The sequence below is a fragment of the Pseudomonas sp. LBUM1671 genome (assembly GCF_059695685.1).
In genome coordinates this window covers 2,758,550-2,780,156 of the sequence record NZ_CP166782.1, presented here as the reverse complement: position 1 = coordinate 2,780,156, position 21,607 = coordinate 2,758,550, and the positions used below count along the sequence as shown (strand labels likewise).

Sequence of the window (21,607 nt, the reverse complement as noted above, 5' to 3'; positions counted from 1 at the left end):
ATGAATCAGGACAATCTGATCGAAGTGCGCGACCTGGCCGTCGAATTCGTCGTCGGCGACCACTGTCAGCGGGTGGTGGAAGGCGTCAGCTTCGACATCAAGCGCGGCGAAACCCTGGCCCTGGTTGGCGAAAGCGGCTCTGGCAAATCGGTGACCGCGCACTCGATCCTGCGACTGCTGCCCTACCCGCTCGCCCGGCACCCGTCCGGAACCATCGAGTATTCGGGGCAAGACCTGCTGAGCCTGAAAGAGAAAACCATCCGCCACATCCGCGGCAACCGGATCGCGATGATCTTCCAGGAGCCGATGACCTCGCTCAATCCGCTGCACTCGATCGAGAAACAGATCAACGAAGTCCTCGGCATCCACAAAGGTTTGATCGGCAAAGTCGCGACCAAACGTACGCTGGAACTGCTGGAAATGGTCGGCATTCCAGAACCCGAGAAGCGCCTGAAAGCCCTGCCCCACGAACTGTCCGGCGGCCAGCGCCAGCGGGTGATGATCGCCATGGCCCTGGCCAACGAGCCGGAACTGCTGATCGCTGACGAGCCGACCACCGCACTGGACGTGACCGTTCAGCTGAAAATCCTCGAATTGCTCAAGGAATTGCAGGCCCGCCTGGGCATGGCATTGCTACTGATCAGTCACGATTTGAACCTTGTGCGAAGAATTGCGCATCGCGTATGTGTCATGCAGCGCGGTTGCATCGTCGAACAGGCATCGTGCGAAGAGTTGTTCCGCGCGCCGCAGCATCCGTACACTCGGGAACTGCTGGCAGCGGAGCCCAGCGGCAAGCCGGCGACCAACGTTATTGGCCCGCCGCTGCTGCAGGTCGAGGACCTGAAAGTCTGGTTCCCGATCAAAAAAGGCTTTCTGAAAAAGACCGTCGACCACATCAAAGCGGTGGACGGGATCAATTTCAGCCTGCCCCAGGGGCAGACCCTGGGGATTGTGGGAGAAAGCGGTTCGGGCAAGTCGACGCTAGGGCTGGCGATTTTGCGGCTGATCGGCAGCAAAGGCGCCATCCGTTTTGAAGGCAAGCAGCTAGACTGCCTGACGCAGGCCGAGGTTCGGCCGTTGCGCCGGGAGATGCAGGTGGTGTTCCAGGACCCGTTCGGCAGCCTGAGCCCGCGGATGTGCGTGAGCCAGATCGTCGGCGAAGGCCTGCGGATCCACAAGATGGGCACCGAGGCGGAACAGGAACAAGCGATTATTGCGGCATTGAAGGAGGTAGGCCTGGACCCGGAAACCCGGAACCGCTACCCCCACGAATTTTCCGGAGGGCAGCGGCAGAGAATCGCCATTGCCCGGGCATTAGTGCTAAAACCGGCGTTGATTTTGCTGGACGAGCCGACCTCGGCCCTCGACCGCACCGTGCAACGCCAAGTGGTGGAGCTACTGCGTTCACTGCAAACCAAGTACAACCTGACGTATCTGTTTATCAGCCATGACCTGGCTGTCGTCAAGGCGCTGAGCCACCAGCTGATGGTGGTCAAGCAAGGCCAAGTGGTCGAACAGGGAGACGCGCAAAGTATCTTTGCCGCCCCCCAACATCCGTATACACAGCAGTTGCTGGAAGCCGCTTTCCTGGCTCCGGCCACTGCGCAATAACCTGAAAGAGAGGAGCAACACATGGGTTTTCTCGCCGGTAAGCGCGTACTGATCGTCGGTGTCGCCAGCAAGCTGTCCATCGCATCCGGCATCGCTGCCGCCATGCATCGCGAGGGCGCTGAGCTTGCCTTCACTTATCAGAACGACAAACTCAAGGGTCGTGTCGAAGAGTTCGCACAGAGCTGGGGTTCCAACCCTGACCTGTGCTTCCCGTGCGACGTGGCCAGCGATGAAGAAATTGCCAAGGTCTTCGTCGAACTGGGCAAGAAGTGGGACGGCCTGGATTGCATCGTGCACTCCGTCGGCTTCGCCCCGGGCGACCAACTGGACGGCGACTTCACCGAAGCCACCACCCGTGAAGGTTTCCGCATCGCTCACGACATCAGCGCCTACAGCTTCGTGGCCCTGGCCAAGGCCGGCCGCGAAATGATGAAAGGCCGCAATGGCAGCCTGCTGACCCTGTCGTACCTGGGCGCCGAGCGCACCATGCCAAACTACAACGTGATGGGCATGGCCAAGGCTTCGCTGGAAGCCGGCGTTCGTTACCTGGCCGGATCCCTGGGCCCGGACGGCACCCGCGTCAACTGCGTATCGGCTGGCCCGATCCGCACCCTCGCCGCTTCCGGCATCAAGAACTTCCGCAAGATGCTGGCCGCCAACGAAGCGCAAACCCCGCTGCGTCGCAACGTCACCATTGACGAAGTCGGCAACGCCGGCGCCTTCCTGTGCTCGGACCTGGCGTCCGGCATCAGCGGCGAAATCATGTACGTAGACGGTGGTTTCAACACCACTGCGATGGGCAGCCTGGAAGAGTGATCTTCCACTAGCCACTAAAAACCCGCCGGTTCTGGCGGGTTTTTTTATGCCTGCGGTTTCAGATCTGATGCAAATCCCTGTGGGAGCGGGCTTGCGTTTAGTCGGCGGGCGCCGTCAGGCACTTGGCAAACAGCTGCTGGATCGGCTGTGTGCGTTGGCTGTAGCGTTGCAGCAGCACGATCTCGCGGTAAAACGTCAGCTCATCCAGCGGGATGATCCTGACCTTCGCCCCATGTTCAAGCCATAACCCGGCCTCGGGCAGCAGTGAAACGCCGAGTCCGCATTCGACCATCTTCACGATGGCTTCCAGTTCATCCAGTTCCAGCGCGACTCGCACTTCAATCTGCTGCTCACGCAAAAACCGCGTCACCAAACGTCCGCCAAACGAATTGCGGTCGTAGCGCACGTGCGGGTGATTCGCGAGGATCTGCAACGGGTCATCTCCCTCAAGGTCCATCGGCACGATCAACACAAACGGTTCCCGGCGAATCACCTGCGCCGACAGTTCCTTGGGCAGCTCGAACGGCGGCTTGATCAGGATCGCCAGATCCACTTCGCCGGTATCGACCTGACTCAACAAATTCAATGACACGCCCGGCACCAGTTTCGGTTCCAGTAACGGCGCCTGTTGCCTCAAGCGCAACAACGCCTGAGGCAGCAGCCCGGTCTGGACCGTAGCCACCGCGCCGATTTTCAACTCGCCGCGATACTCGCCGACATCCTCGCTGACGGCCATTCGACTGAACGTTTCGAGAATCTCCCGCGCCATCGGCAATGCCCGTTGCCCGGCGGCGTTAAGCATCGCCTGGCGCCCGGTGCGGTCGAACAGGCGAATGCCCAGCGCCTGTTCCAGATTGCGCATCTGCGCGCTGACCGCCGACTGCGTCAGGCCGATGTGCATGCCGGCCGCCGCGAACGTGCCATAGCGCGTCACGGCGATGAAGGTTTTCAACTCGCGCAGCATCAGCGTCCTCGATTGATCGAAATAATTTGAGCTCGACGCAAAAACTATCGTCTTTCCATCAAAAAGCACAGCGCTAAACTCAGCCTCAACTTTCCTGAAGATCCGAGGCAAACCCGATGCAGCTCTCCCCTTTTCACCTGGCCATCCCTGTTTACGATCTCGCTGCTGCGCGGCGTTTCTATGGCGAAGTGTTTGGCCTGGAAGAAGGCCGTTCAAGCGACCACTGGGTGGACTTCAATTTTTTCGGCCATCAACTGGTTATTCACCTGGCACCGAAAAACGCTTCCCAGGAAGCGGCGCACACCAATGCCGTGGACGGCCATAATGTGCCGGTGCCGCATTTTGGCGTGGTGCTGGGGATGGAGGAATGGGAGGCGTTGGCAGAACGACTGAACGCCCTCGACACCCGATTCGTGATTGAACCGGGGATTCGCTTTCAAGGATTGGTGGGCGAGCAAGCGACGATGTTTTTATTCGATCCCTGCGGCAACGCACTGGAGTTCAAGGCGTTCAAGGACATCAATCAGCTGTTCGCCCAATAGCGTCGCCGGTCAAAAGTTGACAGCCCCCTGATGACGAGCATGCTCGATGGCGTCCATCAGGCCCTGCGCCGTCTTGTGATGCTCGGGGTCGAATTCGACCTGCGCGACACTGAACCGAATGTCGTAACAGCGATGGACGGTAGCGTTGCGCTCGTCGAGCATTTCCTCGAGCCGGGTCCTGATCCCGGCGACTTCCACAGCGCTGGAACCGGTCAGCAAAACGGCGAATTCATCACCCCCTACTCGCCCGACCACATCACTTTCGCGAAAGGCGATGCGCAATACGTCGGCAAAGGTCTTCAGGGCATTGTCGCCTTCACTGCGGCCGTACACCTCGTTGATGCGCTTGAAAGAGTCGAGATCGAAAACCAACAGGCTCGCCGGTTTCTCCAGATGCTGGCAGGCGTCCAGCCACAACTGAGCCAGCACCTGAAAGCCGTGCAGGTTGGTCAACAATGTCAGCTCATCCATACTCGCCATTTGCACAGCCGTTATCTGGTGTTCGAACTCGCGTGCCAGGTTGCGCATCGTGTCGCGCTCTTGCACGCCGGTTTCAAGTACGTTCGGCCCGTGCAGGCTGTCTGCATCGGGGCTGGGCTTAGCCGGTTTGCCGGAAACCAACATTGTTCACTCCTGTGATGGGTATGTCCTTTAGAGCCATCTCTATCGCGTTTGACTCCCTGCTAACGGACCGCCGGTCAACTGCCCTGCACCGGACACGGTCCTCCAGCCTCGGCCCAGAGCTTGAATTGAGTGACGAAAATGTCGTGCGGCACCGACACCGGCGCCCTTCCCTCACCCGGATTCCAGCCCCAGAGCACCAATTTGTCCTCGCTGACGTGCTTGATCAGCGCCGCGAAATCGCGGTCCCCATTGCTGGAGCGATCCTTGATCATCGCGCACAACTGGTCGGCCGGCAGCCCGATCCAGGCCATCTTGTGTGCCGCGGGCGGCAAGCTCCAGTGCGGCGCCCCAGGTGGTGTATTTGGACCGTAACTGACGGGCGGATTGGCCTCGGCGTGACAGGTCGCGCAGGGCAGACCGGCCGCGCCCTTGCCGTCCATGCCGCGCACGACATTCATCGCGTGCGGGATTCCAGCGTCGAACTGCAACGGCGAATCGCCCGGGATATGACAGTTCTGGCAACGCGGGCTCTGGAAAACCTTCTGCACCGTATCAAACGCCTTGATGGCTTCCTTATCGTCAGCAAACAGGTCTTCGGCATAACCGGCCAGGCCGATCAACACCACCGCGCCCAGAATCAAATGTCGTCTCATCTCACACCCCTGACAGTTGCAACGGCAGTTCCCGCAAGCGCTGCCCGGTCAGGGCGAACACCGCGTTGGCCACTGCCGGCGCCGTGGGTGGGACACCGGCCTCGCCGATGCCGCCGGACCGTTCGGTGCTCGGCACGATATGCACTTCGACCACCGGCATTTCGTTGAGCCGCAGCACTTGATAGTCGTGGTAATTGGATTGCACCACCTGGCCGTCCTTGAACGTCAGTTTGCTGTGCAAGGTAAAGCCGAGGCCAAAGGTGATGCAGGACTCCATTTGCGCCGCGATGCTCATCGGGTTGACCGCAATTCCACAGTCCACCGCGCACACCACCCGGTGCACGCGGATTTTCAGGTTGTCCTGCGACACTTCCGCAACCTGGGCCACGTAACTGCCGAAGGATTCGTGCACCGCCACACCCAACGCGTGGCCGTCCGGCAGTGGTGCCTTCCAGTTGGCTTTCTCGACGGCAAGGTTCAGCACCGCCAAATGCCGCGGATGCATCTTGAGCAAGGTTCGTCGGTATTCCACCGGGTCCTTGCCGGCCGCTTCCGCCAATTCATCAATCAACGATTCCATGACAAACGCCGTGTGGCTGTGCCCCACCGAACGCAGCCACAACACGCTGATGCCGGTGGTCGGTGAGTGCAGTTCCACCTGGTGATTGGCCAGGCCTTCAAGGTAAGGGCTGTCAGCGACGCCTTCGACCGAGGTCTTGTCTACCCCGTCCTTGACCATCGTTGCTTCAAGCATGGTGCCGGCCATGATCGACTGACCGACCATCACATGTTTCCAGGCGATCGGCATGCCGCCGGCGTCCAGGCCGATGCGAGCCTGATGCAGGAACGCCGAGCGGTAGTAACCGCCGCGCACGTCGTCCTCCCGGGACCAGACAGTTTTCACCGGCCCGCCTGCCGCCTTGGCGACCTGCACGGCTTCAGCGACAAAATCCGAGGTCGGGTTGGCCCGCCGACCGAAGCCGCCCCCGAGAAACTCAGTGTGGATCTCGACCTGTTCGGGCTTGAGCCCGGTGATCTTGCCCGCGATCATTTGATCCAGGGTCTGGAACTGCGTGCCGGTCCAGATCTCGCATTTGTCCTTGCTGATTTTCACCGTGCAATTAAGCGGTTCCATCGGCGCGTGGGCCAGGTACGGCACGCTGTATTCGACGTCGACGGTCTTGGCCGCTTTGCCCAGTGCTGCGGTGGTATCCCCGGCCTTGCTGGCCGAGGTGCCGGGGGTGGCAGCGAGCTTGCGGAAACTCTCCAGCAGTTTCTGACTGTCGAGGCCGGCGTTCGGCCCCAAGTCCCACTCGACTTTCAGCGCATCGCGCCCCAGTTTTGCCGCCCAGTAATGGTCGGCAATAACCGCCACGCCCGTGGGCACCTGCACTACTTTATGCACGCCCGGCACAGCCAGCGCCTCGGCGCCTTCGAAGGATTTGACGCTGCCGCCAAACACGGGCGAACGGGCCACCATGGCGGTCATCAAGCCCTCGAATTGCACGTCCATGCCGAACTTGGCCCGGCCGGTGATTTTCTCTGGCGTGTCCAGGCGCTTGGTGGGTTTGCCGATGAGTTTCCAGTCCTTGGCCTCCTTGAACTTGATCGAGGCCGGGTCTGGAACCGGCAGCTTGCCGGCGTCGTCCGCCAGTTCGCCGTAGGTCGCGCGGTTGTCGCCAGCAATGACCACGCCCGACTCGGTGTGAATCGCCGAGGGCGCAACATTGAAACGTTTGGCGGCGGCATCGATCAGCATCAAGCGCGCTGCCACGCCAGCCTGCCGGTAACGATCGAACTCCATCCAGGTCGACGTCGAGCCGCCGGTGATCTGCATGCCGCCGAACCCTGCCATGCCGTAGTCAGCGGCCGAGGCAGGTGAATGTTCGACGCGGATTTTCGACCAGTCGGCGTCCAGTTCTTCGGCGATCAACATAGTCAGGCCAGTCCAGATGCCCTGACCCATTTCCGAGTGGCCGAGCAGTACGGTGACGACGTTGTCGTTGCCGATCCGCAAAAACGCATTGGGCGCAAAAACGTTTCCTTCATTCTCCGCGCCCACGGCAAAGCGATGAGCACCGGGGATGACGAACGCCACCACCAGACCGCCGCCCAACAGTGCGCTGCCCTTGAGAAAACCGCGACGTGATACCGGGTTGATGCTGTTCATGGTTCAGACTCCCTCAACGTGGCATCAACCGATCTCGGCAGCGCGTTTGACCGCGGCACGGATCCTTGGGTAAGTGCCGCAACGGCAGATATTGCCGGAGAGCGCCTGATCGATGTCGCTGTCAGTGGGTTTGGGAATCTTCGCCAGCAACGCGGCGGCGGACATGATCTGCCCGGACTGGCAGTAACCGCACTGCACCACGTCGAGTTCGGCCCAGGCTTGCTGCACCGGGTGCGAGCCATCGGTGGACAGGCCTTCGATGGTGAGGATTTTTTGCCCGTGGGCCACCGCAGTGGCGGGCGTGATGCAGGAACGCAGCGGCGCGCCGTCGACATGCACGGTGCAGGCGCCGCACTGGGCCATGCCGCAACCGAATTTGGTACCGGTCAAGTGCGCGACATCGCGCAGGACCCAAAGCAGCGGCATGTCCGCGGGGACATCCAGCTCCTGATCCTTGCCATTGATGTTCAGGGTCAGCATTGCCAATTTCCTCAGACTCATGGTGCTCTGAAGGGGCGTCGCTGTGACAACAAAATGCACACGCGCGCCTCGGGTTATCCCTACAGCTAAGCGCAAAATGCCGAGGGAGACCGGTTCATCGACCACCGGTCACACAATGAAAGGCGAACCGGGGTGCTTTGTAGCAGCTGTCGAGCCTGCGAGGCTGCGTCCGGCGACGAATTCGTCGTAAACCCTGCGAACACGGTTCTCCTGAGGCACCGCGGGGTCTGACTTCACGACGACTGCGTCGCCGAACGCAGCCTCGCAGGCTCGGCAGCTGCTACGGACCGAGCTTAGGCTTGGAAATCGGTGGACACCGACACCTCGCGCCATGTCTGCAATTCATCGGCGACGAAGGCGTTCTTGGCTTCGATCGCCGCGACGCAGTCACTGCCCAACGGCAAGCGCAGCGGTGCTTTTTTCGCTTCCACCAGAGTGATCATGGCCTGGGCGAGCTTGTCCGGGTCGCCCGGTTGATTCAGGGTCACGGCTTTGGCAATTTTGCGGACCTCGCCCGCCGTGCTGTCGTAGTCGGCAATCGTCGACGGGGATTCGACCAGGGAATTGCCCTCGAGGAATTCGGTCCGGAAGTAACCAGGCTCAACCACGGTGACTTTGACACCCAGCGGCGCCAACTCGGCGTGCAGCGCTTCGCTCAGGCCTTCGACGGCAAACTTGGTCGAGCAGTAGACGCCAAAGCCAGGCCCCGATGCATAACCACCCACCGAAGACAGGTTGATCACATGCCCACTGCGAGCGGCGCGCATGTACGGCAAAACGGCGCGAGTGATGTTCAGCAAGCCGAAGACGTTGGTTTCGTACACCCGGCGCACTTCATCGGCGCTGGCTTCTTCCACCGCGCCCAGCAAACCGAAGCCGGCGTTGTTGACCAGCACATCGATGCGCCCGAAGTGCTCGATAGCTGCCTTGGCAACCGCAATGCCTTGGGCTTCGTTGGTGACATCCAGGGACACCGCGAGCAACGCGGGTTGCGTGCCAAAACGTTGAGTGACGCTGCTTGCATCACGGGCAGTCGCCACCACCGCGTCGCCGTTGGCCAAAGCCGCTGCGGCAATCTTGGCGCCGATTCCGCGGGAAGCGCCAGTGATAAGCCAGACACGTTTGAAGGTGTGGGAGGTGGTCATGATCGAGTTCCTTGTTTTGGGTTGGGGTGAGCACAAGGTACGCAGGAAGATTGGCCGGAAAAATGCCCTCGTGTTACAAGCACTATGAAACTGTCTTTCATAATGGCGGCTTTATGAATCACGATCCTTTCGACGGTTTGACCGAGTTTCTGGCGGTGGCCGAACACAAAAGCTTCACCCTCGCCGCTACCCGGCTGGCGGTCACACCCACGGCGGTCAGTCATGCGATCAAACTGCTGGAACGGCGCACCGGCGTGCTGCTGTTCCAACGCACCACCAGGCGCGTGGCATTGACCGAAGCCGGCGCCAGCCTGTTCGCCCGTTTGCGCCCGGCAGCCAATGAAATCGATGAAGCCCTGGCAGTGCTCAGCGGTTTTCGCGACCAGCCGATGGGCACGTTGCGCATCACCGCCCCGCGCCTGTCCGGCGCCTTGTTGATCGAGCCGTTGATGCCGCTGTTCCGTCAGGCTTATCCGCAGGTCAGCCTCGACATCTCGCTGGACGACGCCACGGTCGACTTGATGGAGAGCGGTTTCGATGCCGGGATCCGGCTGGGGGAGTCCATCGAGAAAGACATGATCGCCGTGCGCCTGACGCCGGACCTGCAATGGTCGGTGGTGGGCTCGCCGGCGTACTTCGCCAAGGCCGGCAAACCGCTCAGCCCTGACGAGCTGACTCGGCATCAATGCATCGGCTTCCGCTTTGCCAGCTCCGGCAGCGCGCATCGCTGGGAGTTTCGCCGCGACGGGAGGGACTTCACGGTGGGCGTCGAGAGTAGCGTGCTCGTCAATGATCGCAAGCTGCTGGTCTCCGCCGCCCGGAACGGGCTCGGACTGGCTTACGCCTGCAATCTGGAGATCATCGACGAGCTGACGAACGGTCAGCTGGAGCCGGTGCTGCAGCCGTTTGTGCCACTGAGTTCGGCGTTGTACCTGTACTTTCCCAGCCGCACCCAGACTCAACCGAAACTGCGCGCCTTCATCGATATGGCCACGCAGTGGATCGCCGATCGCGGTGCGCTGGGACGTTAAAGCCTCGGTTTGAGCAAGATGCCGGTGTAGTGCAGCAGAAACAGGCCGAAAGCACTGCTCCAAAGCAGCGCCGAAAGGCCTAGACCGAACCCGGAAAACGGCACCAGAAACACCCGGCTCAACGCGGCGATCACCAGCAACGCAAACCCCAGCACCACCGTGTTCGACGGCTGCAACAGGCGCCCGGTATGACCCAGGCTGACCCGCGCGATCATCGCCAGGATCAACCCGCCGATACCGCCGACCGCCAAGGCGTGCGTGGCCAGACTTTGCTGCGGCATCAGGCCCGCATGCCACAACGCCATCGCCAGCGCGGCAACCACCAGCCAGGCATACGCGAGGTACAGCGACCAGAGCAGCGGCACGCGCCAGATACCCCGGTCATGCCAGCGCCACAAGCGCAGCAGGTGCAGCGCGCCCATCAGTAGAAACAACGCCGCCAGCAAACGCCTGGGCTCATCGTTCAACCCGCCAGCAAAGGACATCGCCGCGACCAGGCTGCTCAGAAGCAATACTTGAGTTGGCAACGCGGGAGCGGCGGATGCAGCGGCACGGTTCAAGCCGCGCTGAATGAAGAAGGGAATGACCCGGCCACCGATCACGGTCATCAACGCCGCCACCAGCCATAAGGCCGACAACACGCCATGCCGTTGCAGGACTGCGTCATCAATCGCAATGCCCCACAGCGTTATGCCCTGACAGCCGGCCATCAGCGCGATCACCAACAGAATCGGGTAGTTGTCGCGCTTGCCGGCGGCCACCAGATCCCGTCCGATCGCCCAGGCCAGCAGTGGAAGAAAAGGCACTTGCGAGGCCAGCAACAGGCTATCGGAAATGGGCAGTAACCAGGCCAGTCGCGCCAGCAGCCACACTAGCACCAACCCCATCAGCGGCCAGCCATTTAGGCCGGGACGCCCTGTCCAATTGGGCACTGCAGTCAGCAAGAATCCGGCGATGATCGCCGTGGCAAAACCAAACGGCATTTCATGCCGGTGCCAGGCCAGCATCCCGCCCACAGGCTGCGCGCCGGGCAATCGGCCGAACAGCCAAAGCGCCCAGATCGCCACCGCGATCGCAGCGAATCCGGCGCCTGCCAGAAAGAACGGTCGAAACCCGAGACTGAAGACCGGTGCAGCAGCGAGTCTGCGCATCAGGCAGCAACCCTTACCAGGCCTGTGCCCAAGCGATGCTGGGCCAGCAGGCGCATGACATAGCCGATCTTGAGTAAGGTCGGGCCGATGATGGTCATCGCATGCATCGACACCAGCACCACGATGGGCAGGTGGCCGTTGTAGAGGTATGCGCCGTAGATGCCTGCCAAAAGCAGCGCCAGGCCAGCGCCCAGTACACGACTCGACAGGTGCAGAACGTTCTGAGGATTGCTGAAGAAATCGAACATTTTTCCGTACTCCCGTAGCAGTTCAGTTGTACGTTTTACTTATCAAGTCTCGTGCCAGTTTTTTAGTCCTTGTAAATCAGCCCCCTGAAGCAGTTCGAGTCATATCGACCATATTCAGAAATAGTCAGTATGACTACTACATTTGTCATTTAGACTCGATCACACCTATATCTGAGGGCCCATGTCGATCTACGGTCCAGCCAATCGCCTACAAGCTGGCTACGCTGATAATCCAGCATGAGTAACCCGTAGAGGAGCAAACCACCATGCAACGTGTGCAAAAACTGACTCCCTGCCTCTGGTTCGACACTCAGGCCGAAGAGGCCGCGAAGTTTTACTGTTCGATCTTCGATCATTCGAAAATCACCGTCATCACACGAAGAAATCGCAACGGGCCATGCAAGCCATGATGCAGATGAAAAAACTCGACATCGCCGCCTTGCAGCGAGCCTTTGATGGCGAGAGCTAATACACTCCGTAGCTGGCCTGCCTGGGACACTGACGATGAAGCACACCGTTGCCAAAGACGCTGACACAGCCCCCCGCTTCTGGCGCGACGATGCCCTGCCCTTCATCGAAGCCCGCTCTATCGCCGACGGACGCGAGGTCTGCTACACCCGGCATTCCCACGAGCACTTTTCCATCGGTGCGATAACGGCCGGGCGCAGTACCTACCTTCACGAGCAAGCGCAGTTCGAAGTCAGCGCCGGCACCGTGGTGTTGATGAACCCCGATGATGTCCATGCCTGCAATCCGATCGACGACCAGCCGTGGTCGTACTTGATGCTGTACGTCGAGACGCCCTGGCTGACCGATCTGCAACACCAGCTCGGCTTCAGCCAGGACTCGGCATTCCGGCGGTTTTCCATCACCCACACTCGCGACGGCAACCTGTTCGCCGGCCTCAACGGCCTGTACGAAATCCTGGTGGATCCCCTGCAGGACGTGTTGTGCAAACACAGTGCGGCGGTGGAGTTTTTCACCGAGGTGCAACAGCGGCTCAACCCGATCGATCAACCGCTGCGCGAACCCAATTTCAAGCTGGAACGGGCGGCCGACTATATTCGCGATCACTGCACACACCCGCTCAAACTGGAGGACATTTGCGAAGCGGCTCAACTGTCGCCGTCCTATCTCATTCGAGCCTTCAAGCAGCATCACGGCATGACGCCACACGCATTTCTGGTCAACCGGCGTATCCAGTTCGCCCGTGATCAATTGCGCAACGGCAAGTTGATTGCTGATGTTGCGCTGGAAGCGGGATTTGCCGACCAGGCGCATTTTCAGCGGGTGTTCAAGCAGCATCTGGCGGCCACACCGGGGCAATATCGCGGCTGATCAGGGCATCAAAAGGTACGCAGCACTCACCGCCAGCAGCAACGCCATGATCCGGTTGAACAGGCGCATGCCCGCAGGATTGCTCAAGTACCCGCGCAAAAAGGTGCCGGCATACGCCCAACATCCGACGGATACGTAGCAGATCACCAGATACACCGCCGCAAACTGCCAGACCAACCGCGCCTCGCCGTCCGCGACGAAGGCGCCCATGCCTGCCACACACGCCAGCCAGGCTTTCGGGTTGAGCCATTGCATCACCGCGCCGTACAGCATTGAAGGTGCCCGGCGCGACTCTTTCGCGTCGATGTGGCCGTCGTCCGCCGCCAGTTTCCAGGCCATGAACAACAGAAACGCCACGCCGGCCAGTTGCACCACCCGCGTCAGCGCCGGCCACAGCCGCAACACCTCATGCAACCCCAGGCCCATCAGCACCAGCAGCAAAACGAAGCCCAACGTGGCCCCGGCCACATGCCGCTGACTGGCACGAAAACCGAATTGCGCCCCCGAACTCAACGCAACAATGTTCACCGGCCCGGGCGTTATCGAAGCAACCAACGCAAATGTCGCCATGGAGACAATCAGACTCATCGCACACCTTCTTCAATGTCAGAGAAACCAGCGCTCAAGGTACTGAGCGCCCTGCCCTGCGTATTGAAGAAAACTGCCTAATCATCCTCATGCAACTTGATGCCCCGAGCGTGCAGCAGATGAGGCACGACCAGCACCAGCAGCGTCAGCGCGAGGAACGACGCGGCAATGGGTTGGGTCAGAAAGATCATCCAGTCACCCTCGCTGATGGACAACGCGTTGCGCAGCTGCTTTTCCGCCATCGGCCCCAGCAGCATGCCTACGATCACCGGCGCGACGGGGAAATCGAAACGCCGCATCAGCACCCCGCCCCAACCGATTGCCAGCATCAGCAGCAGGTCGAACGAAGAGTGGCGCATGCCATACACGCCGATGGTGGCGAACACCAGAATGCCGGCGTTCAGGTACGGTCGGGGAATCTGCAGCAGCTTGACCCACAACCCCACCAGCGGCAGGTTCAACACCAGCAGGATGACGTTGCCGATGTACAGCGAAGCGACAAGGGTCCAGACCAGATCGCCCGAGGTCTGGAACAGCATCGGCCCCGGTTGCAGGTTGTAGTTCTGGAACGCGGCCAACAGGATCGCCGCCGTCGCAGAGGTCGGAATACCGAGCGTCAGTAGCGGCACCAGAGAACCGGTGGCGCTGGCGTTGTTGGCCGCTTCGGGGCCGGCAACCCCCTCGATGGCGCCCTCGCCCTTGTTGCCCGCGAACTCTTTGGGAAACTTGCTCAGTTTGCGTTCGGCGGAATAGGACAGGAAAGTTGGAATTTCAGCGCCACCGGCCGGAATCGAACCAAACGGAAAACCGATCAGCGTACCTCGCAACCAGGCAGGAACGGAGCGTTTCCAGTCCGCGCGGGTCATCCACAAAGACGTCAGCCGGTGGCGGCCCGACGCCTCTTCTTTTTGATACAGCAGGCTGTACAACGCCTCGCCCACGGCAAACAAACCGACCGCCACGAGCACGACTTCGATGCCATCCACCAACTCCGGAACACCCAGGGTGTAGCGGGCAATGCCCGAGGTCGAGTCTAGGCCGATCAAGCCGATCGTCAGGCCAATCCCCAGCGAAGCGAACCCCCGCAGCATCGAAGCGCCGAGCACCGCCGACACGGTGGTGAAGGACAACACCAGAATCGCAAAGTACTCCGCAGGACCAAACTTGAGCGCCAGCGTGGCAACGATCGGCGCAAACAAGGTGAGCATAACCGTGGCGATGGTGCCGGCGACAAACGAGCCGATCGCCGCTGTCGCCAAGGCCGGCCCTGCCCGTCCGTTACGGGCCATGAGGTTGCCTTCCAGGGCCGTGACCATGGACGACGACTCCCCCGGCGTATTGAGCAGGATGGAGGTGGTCGAACCACCGAACTGCGCGCCGTAATAGATCCCGGCGAACATGATCAGCGCCCCGGTGGGGTCGACCTTGGCGGTGATCGGCAACAGCAGCGCAACGGTCAGTGCCGGTCCGATCCCCGGCAAGACACCAATGGCCGTGCCGAGCAAGCAGCCGATAAACCCCCACATCAAATTGATCGGCGTCAGCGCAGCGGCAAAACCGACGGCCAGGCTTGAGAGAATATCCACCGTGTTTATCTCCTTGGGCCGGGGTCAGAGCCAGGCGTTGATCAGGGGCGGCAGGGAAACCCCGAGCCCGGCGTTGAACAGCCAGTAGATCGGCAGCGTCAGGGCAATGCCGATGGCCAGGTCCCGCACCGGACGGCGACTGCCAAAACCCCGGGCCGAACAGGCAAACAGCAACCCGGCCGCCAGGACGAACCCGATGAGGTTGATCAGCATGGCCACGGCCACCAGTCCCGCCGTCACCCAGGCCGCCCCGAGTTTGCCGCCGGGCAGCGCTTTCGCGGACTCGTCATCGTGGTCCGCCAGTTCGCGAAAACCACCGGTCACGGCCTGAAAGCACAGCAGCACACCGACCACGCCGAGGAACACCGCTAACGCGTAGGGATAGACATGCGCACCGAGGATGACGAACCCCATCTCCTCGGGAAAGCCATAGGCGCCGAGCGCCAGTACCGCACTGATGGCGACCACACCCAAGCCGATCGCCAGTTGTACCGGCATGATTCGACGAGACGGGTTCATTTAATCAACCCGACCTCGACCAGCATTGCACGCAACCGCACATGCTCCTGGTCGACAAAGGTGCCGAACTCATCGCCGGTCAGGACGTTGGGTGCCCATTTATTGGTCTCGACGTTCTTCTTCCAGCCTTCGCTATTGGCGGCGGCCACGACGGCGTCGGTCACTTCCTTGCGCTGCGCTGGAGTAAGGCCCGAGGCACCGTAGACACCGCGCCAGTTGCCGATAATCACGTCATAGCCACTCTCTTTCAGGGTCGGCGCATCGATGTCGGCAATACGCTCCGGTGCGCCGATGGCAAGCACACGGAACTGACCGTTCCTGATGTATTGGCCCAGTTCGGCATAACCACCCGTGATCACTTTGATCTGGCCGCCAAGCACCTGAGCAACGACTTCACCCCCACCGGCGAAGGCGACGTAATTGACCTTATTGACAGGGATTCCCATTTTGCTGGCCAGATCGGCGATACCGATGTGATCGATCGAGCCCTTGGAGCCACCGCCCCAGGTGATGCTGGACGGTTTGTCCTTGAAGGTTTTCAGCAAGTCGTCCAGGGTTTTGAACTCGGACTCCTTGCGTACCGCAATCACGTTGTATTCGGTAAACAGCCGGGCGATCGGAGTCACGTCCTTCAAGGTGATTTGCGGTTTGTTCTGCTCAATACCCGCGACCATGATCGCGCCGACCACCAGTAGCGCATTCGGATCGCCCTTGGTGCTGTTGGCAAATTGCGCCAGCCCCAACGTGCCGCCAGCCCCGCCCTTGTTCTCGAAGGTGACGGATTTTGCGGCTTTGGCCTCGACCAGAGCTTTGCCCAGGTCCCGTGCGGTCTGGTCATAGCCGCCACCGACGGAGCCTGGGGCCATGAACTTGACGGTGTCCAGCGCAAACGCGGGTGTAGTGAGCGCGGCAGCCGTCATGGCCACTGCAATGGAGCGACGGAACAAGGCGAGCATATGGAGTCTCCCGATATTATTTTTGTGGGTGCCGATTGAATCTCGCTCAGGAGCAAACCCTGCTCACTGAACATGCGTCTGTGAACAAGCGTAGGTCATGCTTCAGTTTGGTGACGCCCTTCGCTCAGCTGAATGCTTTACGAGATCCTTCGGCGGCGTGACGATCAGGCTGTAGACCGTCAGGTAACGTTCGTGGTCCTGCTCACCGGTGCCGAAGCGGATGGTTTCCGGCTTCGAGGTGGTGACGTAGAGCGTGCCGAACATCCAGTCCCAGAGAGAAAGGTTGATTCCAAAGTTCTTGTTGATGTATCGAGGCGCGTCGCTGTGGTGAGTCTGATGCTGGCTTGCTCGCGAAGAACGATAACGCGGTGTACTTGCAGTCATCCGGTTTTGGCTTGATATGGCTCCGCTATGTGTAAGCCCCCACCACCCGCTTCACTTTCTCCAGCGCCACGCCAAGCGCGCCCATGTCTACCGAGCCCAACGCCAGGCGGATCGCGTGGGGCACATGGACAGAAGTCGCGAACGGTTCTGCGGTCGATACCGCGACGTGCTCACGCATCAACGCCATGGCGATCTGGTCGGCCCGCGCGTCTTCCGACAAGGGCAGCCAGATGAAGTAGGAGGATGGATGGCGCACGAAGTGCAGGCCTGCCAGGTGCTGGTCGGCCACGGCTTGCCGGGCCTGGGCGTCTGCGCGCTTTTGCGCCTCAAGCAGGCTGACGGTTCCATCATCGATCCACGCGCAGGCAATCGCCGTCAGCACCCCGGGGGTATTCCAGGTGGTCGCCCTGATCGTGCGCTCCAGCGCAGGCACCGTTTGCAGCGGCGCGGCAACAAATCCGACGCGTAGCCCGGTGGCGACGCTCTTGGAGAATCCTGAAACGTACAGCGTTCTTTCAGGCGCCAGTTGCGCGATCGGTGGCAGCGAATCCTCTGCCAGAAACGCGTACGCCGCGTCCTCGATGATGTGCAGGTCATGCTTGCGCGCGATAGCCACGAGGCGCTCGCGTTGATCGGCGGCCATCACCCAACCCAGCGGATTATGCAGCGTCGGCATGGTGTAGACCGCACGCACGGAACGACTTCGGCAGAGTTTTTCGAACGCCTCCAGATCCGGCCCGGTGTCGGTGCCGGGAATGGGCACGACTTCAAGGTGCAGCGTTTCGGCCAGCACCTTGAACCCCGGGTAGGTCAAGGCATCTGCCGCGATCACATCACCGGGTTGCAGCAATGCCATCAAGGCCACCGTCAATCCGTGCTGAGCGCCACTGACGAGCAACACCTGCTCGGCCTGCACCGTCAGCCCCCGCGCAACCAGATGACGCGCGACCGATGCCCGCTCGTGCGGGCGCCCCGCATGCGGCTGGTAGCGCAGATGGGATTCCAGATCGCCGGACAACGCGAGCTGACGCAACGCATTGCGCAGCAGATCGGCCTGCCCCGGCACGGACGGATAGTTGAAATTGAGGTCGATCATCCCCGCCGCAACGTTGGGCTGATGAATGCCCAGGCTCGGCGGCAGCGAAGTCTCCCGTACGAAAGTCCCGCGCCCCGTTTCGCCACTGACCAGGCCCATGGCCTCCAGCTCTGCATAAACCCTGCTGGCAGTGACCAAGGCCAATCCATGGCTGGCGGCAAGCAGGCGATGCGTGGGCAAACGCGTACCGGGCGGCAAACGCCCTGAACGGATATCGGCTGCAAAGGCATCCACCAGCGACTTGTACCGAGAGCGCGGCATAGGGAAATGTATCCATGACAATTTTTTGATTGTATCGATAGTCGGTCATACGATGCGCTTCATGCAACCCGACTGAGTGAACTCAAAATGGAACGTACCTCGAAGCTGCAAAACCAGACCATGGAAAAGAACACCAGCGGGTTGATCAACGGACTCATCGGCGTGCTGATCTTCAGCGGTTCGCTGCCCGCGACACGGGTGGCCGTCCTGGAATTCGACCCGGTCTTTCTGACCGTGGCCCGCGCCACCATCGCCGGCGTGCTGGCGCTGTGCATTCTGTGGCTGTTCAAGGAAAAGCGGCCAGCGCGACACCAGTTACTGCCCTTGGTCATCGTCGCGTTGGGCGTGGTGATCGGGTTTCCGCTGCTGACGGCGCTGGCACTTCAGTACGTGACGTCCGCGCATTCCATTGTCTTCGTCGGCATGTTGCCGCTCGCGACCGCCGCGTTCGGTGTACTGCGCGGTGGCGAGCGTCCCCGGCCGGCGTTCTGGTTCTTCTCGGTCCTGGGCAGCTTGCTGGTGGTCGGTTTCGCCGTGTCCCAGGGACTGACCGCCTCCCCGGCCGGCGACATCCTCATGCTGCTGGCCATCCTCGCCTGCGGCCTCGGTTACGCCGAAGGGGCGAAGCTGTCCAAAACCCTGGGCGGCTGGCAGGTGATTTCCTGGGCACTGGTGTTGTCGTTGCCGGTGGTGGCGCCGCTGACCTGGTGGCTGACGCCCTCCTCGTTCTCCGGCATCAGCGCGCCAGCCTGGTGGAGCCTCGGGTACGTGTCGCTTTTCAGCATGCTGATCGGCTTCGTATTCTGGTATCGCGGATTGGCTCAAGGAGGGATTGCTGCCGTTGGACAGCTTCAGCTGCTTCAGCCATTTTTTGGCTTGGCGCTGGCGGCTACGTTGCTTCACGAGCAGGTTAGTCTCGGCATGCTGGGGGTTACTGTTGCGGTGATTTTGTGTGTGGTGGGTGCGAGGAGGTTTGCGAAGTAACGCCGGTACCCGGCAAAGCCCGCAGGTCTTTCGGCTACAAAAAACCCCAGTGATCGGCAGACCACTGGCGTTTTCTTCGCGCTAAAACGTCGCGACGTCTCTGCTATGCCATTTCTGGCCCTGATAGATAGCCAAACATCAGTTCCCCATTACCACCGTAGACCACCCCTACTTGGGCAGATCAACTTTATCCAACACCCGGTTCGCGGTGATCTCCGCCATCATGATGCTGTTGGAAATACCCAACAGCGCGTAACGCGATTCACCCTCCAGATGATCCACCAACTGGTGCACCATCACATCGACCGAGGCCAGTGTCTCGACCAGATAAACCGCCAATGTTTCGACCGTGGCCTCGGGATCTACGGAAAACAGGCTGCTGCGGGTTCGCGGGATGGCTTTGATGTCGGCGTTCGACGGGAAGTGGTAGTCGAGCGCTCGCTCGGCGGCATCGTTGAGTTTTTTGGAATCGGTGGATTCGTAGGGGGAAACGTCGTCCGTTTCCGGGGGATTGGGCGTGGCTTTGAACATGGTGTTGCTCCTTGATTAGTGGAGCCGCCACCGCTCGCGGTCAAACGAATAGAGGTGGCAGCTGTACGCGGGTTGACCGACCGGAAATCAAGGCATCCGGCACACCCGAAGATGTCCCACGCACAGCCACCGCAAAAAAGCCGGACGCTTTTCTTGGGCACTGGTACGCCTTGATTGAATCGGACGGTCAAATCCGGACGCTGAATTGGCAGCGACCCGGAAACGATAGAGGCCCGGCCCTAGGCGCACAAGCCGGCGGATTCTGGCGCAGCCGTAGGCAACGGCGCAAGGATTTGTAGCTTTCAGGAAGTAAACTTGATGGCGTTTAAACAAGCGCTCTCAAACCTGTTGAATGAACGGGGCGCACTCACCACGAGCAACAAAAGTGTACGGCGACTTGCGTCCACCGCTGTACGGGGAATGCCACCCGGGTCCCATGATAAAAATACCGTTCTCGTTACCAGAGACCTGTCATGGACCTCGCCACGCTGACGCTGTTTCTCCCCGCCTGCTTCGCCTTGAACATGGCGCCGGGCCCGAATAATCTGCTGTCGGTCAGCAACTCGACCCGCTACGGCTACCGCATCTCGTGCGTGGCCGGGATCGGGCGGTTGCTGGCGTTTGCCGGGATGATTGCCTTGGCGTCGGCCGGGTTGGCGGTGGTGCTGCAAACGTCCGAGTTGCTGTTCTATGGCATCAAAATTGTCGGCGCGGCGTATCTGTTTTACCTGGCGTGGCAGTTGTGGCGCGCCGATCCGGGGGCCGAGCAGGCAGTGACGCGGGCGTCGGTTGGCGTGTTGGCGTTGGCGCGACAGGAGTTTCTGGTGGCGGCCGGCAATCCCAAGGCAATCCTGATCTTCACCGCGTTCCTGCCCCAGTTCGTCGACCCGACCCGCGCGGTGGCACCGCAGTTCGCGCTGCTCGGCGCGTTGTTCCTGATGCTGGAATGGATCGCCATCAGCGCCTACGCCTACATGGGCCTGCACATGCGCCGCTGGTTTGCCGAGCCTCGGGGCAAGCGGATATTCAATCGTTGCTGCGCCGGGTTGTTGTCGGCGGCGGCTTCGGTGCTGTTGATGGCGCGCCGCGCCTGAGTTCCAGGGCAAACTTTCCGGTGGAGCCGTCGCTCAGCTCGTCTTATGCCTCGCTTCGCGAGCCATTTTTCAGAGCAAGTCTGATACAGTCGCCCCCCTTTAAATTCGTTGACAGGGAGTCAAGCATGGCAAAGCCAGCTGCACGAATTACCGACCCAACCAGTTGTCCCATCCCGGGGCACGGTTCCAAAGCTATCGCCTCCGGTTCTCCTGATGTGTTCTTCGACGGTCTTGCAGCCGCTCGCAAAGGTGACACGTGTACCTGCGGTAGTGCGCTAGCCTCGGAAGTGTCCGGCACCGTGTTTAGTGCTGAAGGGCGTAGGCATTGGGATGGAGTTCGTGCTTAAAGCGGACGAAGCTATTGACCGGGGAGCGTTCGACGCAGAGCTAAAGGAGCACACCCATTGGTACATATTCTGACTCCTGCGGAACGAGCAAGCATCCAGATCGCACTGGCAGAGGCTTTTGTAGACAGCTCTGTCGACTACGCCTCTATCGCAGAAAGAATCCGGGGCTATGACCCAAAGGTCGTTGAGGAGATCTTGTACTCAGAGGTCGCGCCTGTGTGTTTCAGCAACCTTGAAACGCCCGTCCCTCCTGTCTGGACTGGTTTTAAGGATGAGTGGTTGTTAGATGAAATAACCAAAGAGCTAAAAGCGCGAGAAAACAGTTGGCTACGACGTAGATTCGACTTGTTAAAAGTTGCATGGCTTCGCTACAGCTACGGTTACATTTGGAAGGAGCTCATGAAATTTCGTGCTTAACAAGAACGAGGCGATAAGCAACATGTGACCGGGGGAGCATTTGACCAGCG

Annotated in this window: 23 protein-coding genes and 2 pseudogenes; 10 read left to right on the top strand and 15 right to left on the bottom strand. The window is 60.6% G+C overall.

The genetic code is table 11. From position 1 onward, the window contains the following. On the top strand, window positions 1-1,611 hold the full coding sequence (locus ACA060_RS12920; protein ID WP_109630523.1) for an ABC transporter ATP-binding protein: 1,611 nt from the start codon (window positions 1-3) through the stop codon (window positions 1,609-1,611). Between the two features lie 21 nt (window positions 1,612-1,632). After that, window positions 1,633-2,427: an enoyl-ACP reductase FabI gene (fabI, locus tag ACA060_RS12915; protein ID WP_008152082.1), complete on the top strand. Its 795-nt coding sequence runs from the start codon at window positions 1,633-1,635 to the stop codon at window positions 2,425-2,427. A gap of 97 nt (window positions 2,428-2,524) precedes the next feature. Here fabI and ACA060_RS12910 read toward each other — a convergent pair whose 3' ends face one another. Beyond that, window positions 2,525-3,391 carry a LysR family transcriptional regulator gene (locus tag ACA060_RS12910; RefSeq protein WP_497317696.1) on the bottom strand — a complete coding sequence of 289 codons (867 nt, stop codon included), beginning with the start codon at window positions 3,389-3,391 and terminating at the stop codon, window positions 2,525-2,527. Window positions 3,392-3,507: 116 nt separating this feature from the next. On the opposite strand from ACA060_RS12910, the gene ACA060_RS12905 reads away from it, so the two are divergent. Further along, window positions 3,508-3,933: a VOC family protein gene (locus ACA060_RS12905; protein WP_497317694.1), complete on the top strand. Its 426-nt coding sequence runs from the start codon at window positions 3,508-3,510 to the stop codon at window positions 3,931-3,933. A 9-nt stretch (window positions 3,934-3,942) separates the two neighbouring features. Here ACA060_RS12905 and ACA060_RS12900 read toward each other — a convergent pair whose 3' ends face one another. The 5 genes from ACA060_RS12900 to ACA060_RS12880 form a co-directional block, all read right to left on the bottom strand. Further along, window positions 3,943-4,557 (bottom strand): GGDEF domain-containing protein, encoded by a 615-nt coding sequence (locus ACA060_RS12900; protein WP_497317692.1) that lies wholly within the window; start codon window positions 4,555-4,557, stop codon window positions 3,943-3,945. 74 nt (window positions 4,558-4,631) lie between these two features. Beyond that, window positions 4,632-5,210: a hypothetical protein gene (locus tag ACA060_RS12895; RefSeq protein WP_497317690.1), complete on the bottom strand. Its 579-nt coding sequence runs from the start codon at window positions 5,208-5,210 to the stop codon at window positions 4,632-4,634. Window position 5,211: 1 nt separating this feature from the next. After that, window positions 5,212-7,380, bottom strand: a complete 2,169-nt coding sequence (locus ACA060_RS12890) for a xanthine dehydrogenase family protein molybdopterin-binding subunit (protein ID WP_497317688.1) — start codon at window positions 7,378-7,380, stop codon at window positions 5,212-5,214. Between the two features lie 24 nt (window positions 7,381-7,404). Then, window positions 7,405-7,860 (bottom strand): (2Fe-2S)-binding protein, encoded by a 456-nt coding sequence (locus ACA060_RS12885; RefSeq protein ID WP_010459764.1) that lies wholly within the window; start codon window positions 7,858-7,860, stop codon window positions 7,405-7,407. A 314-nt stretch (window positions 7,861-8,174) separates the two neighbouring features. After that, the gene (locus ACA060_RS12880; RefSeq protein ID WP_497317686.1) at window positions 8,175-9,026 is read right to left on the bottom strand and encodes an oxidoreductase; all 852 of its coding nucleotides are present in this window, start codon (window positions 9,024-9,026) and stop codon (window positions 8,175-8,177) included. A gap of 113 nt (window positions 9,027-9,139) precedes the next feature. Between ACA060_RS12880 and ACA060_RS12875 the strand changes: the two genes are divergently transcribed. Further along, window positions 9,140-10,057, top strand: coding sequence for a LysR family transcriptional regulator (locus tag ACA060_RS12875; RefSeq protein ID WP_497317684.1), 918 nt, complete (start codon window positions 9,140-9,142; stop codon window positions 10,055-10,057). Here ACA060_RS12875 and ACA060_RS12870 read toward each other — a convergent pair. Together ACA060_RS12870 and ACA060_RS12865 are read right to left on the bottom strand one after the other, a co-directional pair. Further along, on the bottom strand, window positions 10,054-11,208 hold the full coding sequence (locus ACA060_RS12870; RefSeq protein WP_497317682.1) for an NnrS family protein: 1,155 nt from the start codon (window positions 11,206-11,208) through the stop codon (window positions 10,054-10,056). The genes ACA060_RS12875 and ACA060_RS12870 overlap by 4 nt on opposite strands. Continuing rightward, entirely contained in the window at window positions 11,208-11,456 is a 249-nt protein-coding gene (locus tag ACA060_RS12865) for a transmembrane sensor/regulator PpyR (RefSeq protein ID WP_497317680.1), read from the bottom strand. Before ACA060_RS12865 ends, ACA060_RS12870 begins: the two co-directional genes overlap by 1 nt. A gap of 266 nt (window positions 11,457-11,722) precedes the next feature. On the opposite strand from ACA060_RS12865, the pseudogene ACA060_RS12860 reads away from it, so the two are divergent. Together ACA060_RS12860 and ACA060_RS12855 are read left to right on the top strand one after the other, a co-directional pair. Beyond that, a pseudogene (locus ACA060_RS12860) lies at window positions 11,723-11,851 on the top strand (VOC family protein); the annotation flags it as partial. 109 nt (window positions 11,852-11,960) lie between these two features. Further along, window positions 11,961-12,794 (top strand): AraC family ligand binding domain-containing protein, encoded by an 834-nt coding sequence (locus tag ACA060_RS12855; RefSeq protein ID WP_497317678.1) that lies wholly within the window; start codon window positions 11,961-11,963, stop codon window positions 12,792-12,794. Here the strand turns inward: ACA060_RS12855 and ACA060_RS12850 are convergent, their stop codons facing one another. The 6 genes from ACA060_RS12850 to ACA060_RS12825 form a co-directional block, all read right to left on the bottom strand. After that, a complete protein-coding gene (locus ACA060_RS12850; RefSeq protein WP_497317676.1) occupies window positions 12,795-13,382 on the bottom strand; it encodes a LysE family translocator in 588 nt (195 codons plus the stop codon). Between the two features lie 77 nt (window positions 13,383-13,459). Further along, a complete protein-coding gene (locus tag ACA060_RS12845; RefSeq protein ID WP_497317674.1) occupies window positions 13,460-14,968 on the bottom strand; it encodes a tripartite tricarboxylate transporter permease in 1,509 nt (502 codons plus the stop codon). A 24-nt stretch (window positions 14,969-14,992) separates the two neighbouring features. Next, window positions 14,993-15,487, bottom strand: a complete 495-nt coding sequence (locus tag ACA060_RS12840; RefSeq protein ID WP_497317672.1) for a tripartite tricarboxylate transporter TctB family protein — start codon at window positions 15,485-15,487, stop codon at window positions 14,993-14,995. Further along, window positions 15,484-16,443: a Bug family tripartite tricarboxylate transporter substrate binding protein gene (locus ACA060_RS12835; RefSeq protein ID WP_109630478.1), complete on the bottom strand. Its 960-nt coding sequence runs from the start codon at window positions 16,441-16,443 to the stop codon at window positions 15,484-15,486. Before ACA060_RS12835 ends, ACA060_RS12840 begins: the two co-directional genes overlap by 4 nt. Before the next feature lie 102 nt (window positions 16,444-16,545). Next, window positions 16,546-16,845, bottom strand: a complete 300-nt coding sequence (locus ACA060_RS12830; RefSeq protein WP_497318232.1) for a sterol desaturase family protein — start codon at window positions 16,843-16,845, stop codon at window positions 16,546-16,548. A gap of 7 nt (window positions 16,846-16,852) precedes the next feature. Further along, on the bottom strand, window positions 16,853-18,184 hold the full coding sequence (locus ACA060_RS12825; protein WP_109630473.1) for an aminotransferase-like domain-containing protein: 1,332 nt from the start codon (window positions 18,182-18,184) through the stop codon (window positions 16,853-16,855). Between the two features lie 87 nt (window positions 18,185-18,271). On the opposite strand from ACA060_RS12825, the gene ACA060_RS12820 reads away from it, so the two are divergent. Next, window positions 18,272-19,168 (top strand): DMT family transporter, encoded by an 897-nt coding sequence (locus ACA060_RS12820; protein WP_497317669.1) that lies wholly within the window; start codon window positions 18,272-18,274, stop codon window positions 19,166-19,168. Window positions 19,169-19,336: 168 nt separating this feature from the next. Here the strand turns inward: ACA060_RS12820 and ACA060_RS12815 are convergent, their stop codons facing one another. Further along, complete coding sequence (locus ACA060_RS12815; protein WP_497317667.1) at window positions 19,337-19,699, bottom strand: DUF6124 family protein; 363 nt, start codon at window positions 19,697-19,699, stop codon at window positions 19,337-19,339. 473 nt (window positions 19,700-20,172) lie between these two features. Between ACA060_RS12815 and ACA060_RS12810 the strand changes: the two genes are divergently transcribed. The 3 genes and pseudogenes from ACA060_RS12810 to ACA060_RS12800 all read left to right on the top strand — a co-directional run bounded on the left by ACA060_RS12810 (window position 20,173) and on the right by ACA060_RS12800 (window position 21,557). Further along, a complete protein-coding gene (locus tag ACA060_RS12810; RefSeq protein WP_109630464.1) occupies window positions 20,173-20,793 on the top strand; it encodes a LysE family translocator in 621 nt (206 codons plus the stop codon). A gap of 125 nt (window positions 20,794-20,918) precedes the next feature. After that, window positions 20,919-21,098, top strand: a pseudogene (locus ACA060_RS12805) (PAAR domain-containing protein); the annotation flags it as partial. 99 nt (window positions 21,099-21,197) lie between these two features. Then, entirely contained in the window at window positions 21,198-21,557 is a 360-nt protein-coding gene (locus ACA060_RS12800; RefSeq protein WP_497317665.1) for a DUF7079 family protein, read from the top strand. The last annotated feature ends 50 nt before the right edge of the window (window positions 21,558-21,607 follow it).

Bases quoted from the DNA above. Each gene is read 5' to 3' on its own strand.
- ACA060_RS12920 (WP_109630523.1), top strand. From the start codon at position 1: ATGAATCAGGACAATCTGATCGAAGTGCGCGACCTGGCCGTCGAATTC.
- fabI (WP_008152082.1), top strand. From the start codon at position 1,633: ATGGGTTTTCTCGCCGGTAAGCGCGTACTGATCGTCGGTGTCGCCAGC.
- ACA060_RS12910 (WP_497317696.1), bottom strand. From the start codon at position 3,391: ATGCTGCGCGAGTTGAAAACCTTCATCGCCGTGACGCGCTATGGCACG.
- ACA060_RS12905 (WP_497317694.1), top strand. From the start codon at position 3,508: ATGCAGCTCTCCCCTTTTCACCTGGCCATCCCTGTTTACGATCTCGCT.
- ACA060_RS12900 (WP_497317692.1), bottom strand. From the start codon at position 4,557: ATGTTGGTTTCCGGCAAACCGGCTAAGCCCAGCCCCGATGCAGACAGC.
- ACA060_RS12895 (WP_497317690.1), bottom strand. From the start codon at position 5,210: ATGAGACGACATTTGATTCTGGGCGCGGTGGTGTTGATCGGCCTGGCC.
- ACA060_RS12890 (WP_497317688.1), bottom strand. From the start codon at position 7,380: ATGAACAGCATCAACCCGGTATCACGTCGCGGTTTTCTCAAGGGCAGC.
- ACA060_RS12885 (WP_010459764.1), bottom strand. From the start codon at position 7,860: ATGCTGACCCTGAACATCAATGGCAAGGATCAGGAGCTGGATGTCCCC.
- ACA060_RS12880 (WP_497317686.1), bottom strand. From the start codon at position 9,026: ATGACCACCTCCCACACCTTCAAACGTGTCTGGCTTATCACTGGCGCT.
- ACA060_RS12875 (WP_497317684.1), top strand. From the start codon at position 9,140: ATGAATCACGATCCTTTCGACGGTTTGACCGAGTTTCTGGCGGTGGCC.
- ACA060_RS12870 (WP_497317682.1), bottom strand. From the start codon at position 11,208: ATGCGCAGACTCGCTGCTGCACCGGTCTTCAGTCTCGGGTTTCGACCG.
- ACA060_RS12865 (WP_497317680.1), bottom strand. From the start codon at position 11,456: ATGTTCGATTTCTTCAGCAATCCTCAGAACGTTCTGCACCTGTCGAGT.
- ACA060_RS12855 (WP_497317678.1), top strand. From the start codon at position 11,961: ATGAAGCACACCGTTGCCAAAGACGCTGACACAGCCCCCCGCTTCTGG.
- ACA060_RS12850 (WP_497317676.1), bottom strand. From the start codon at position 13,382: ATGAGTCTGATTGTCTCCATGGCGACATTTGCGTTGGTTGCTTCGATA.
- ACA060_RS12840 (WP_497317672.1), bottom strand. From the start codon at position 15,487: ATGAACCCGTCTCGTCGAATCATGCCGGTACAACTGGCGATCGGCTTG.
- ACA060_RS12835 (WP_109630478.1), bottom strand. From the start codon at position 16,443: ATGCTCGCCTTGTTCCGTCGCTCCATTGCAGTGGCCATGACGGCTGCC.
- ACA060_RS12825 (WP_109630473.1), bottom strand. From the start codon at position 18,184: ATGCCGCGCTCTCGGTACAAGTCGCTGGTGGATGCCTTTGCAGCCGAT.
- ACA060_RS12820 (WP_497317669.1), top strand. From the start codon at position 18,272: ATGGAACGTACCTCGAAGCTGCAAAACCAGACCATGGAAAAGAACACC.
- ACA060_RS12815 (WP_497317667.1), bottom strand. From the start codon at position 19,699: ATGTTCAAAGCCACGCCCAATCCCCCGGAAACGGACGACGTTTCCCCC.
- ACA060_RS12810 (WP_109630464.1), top strand. From the start codon at position 20,173: ATGGACCTCGCCACGCTGACGCTGTTTCTCCCCGCCTGCTTCGCCTTG.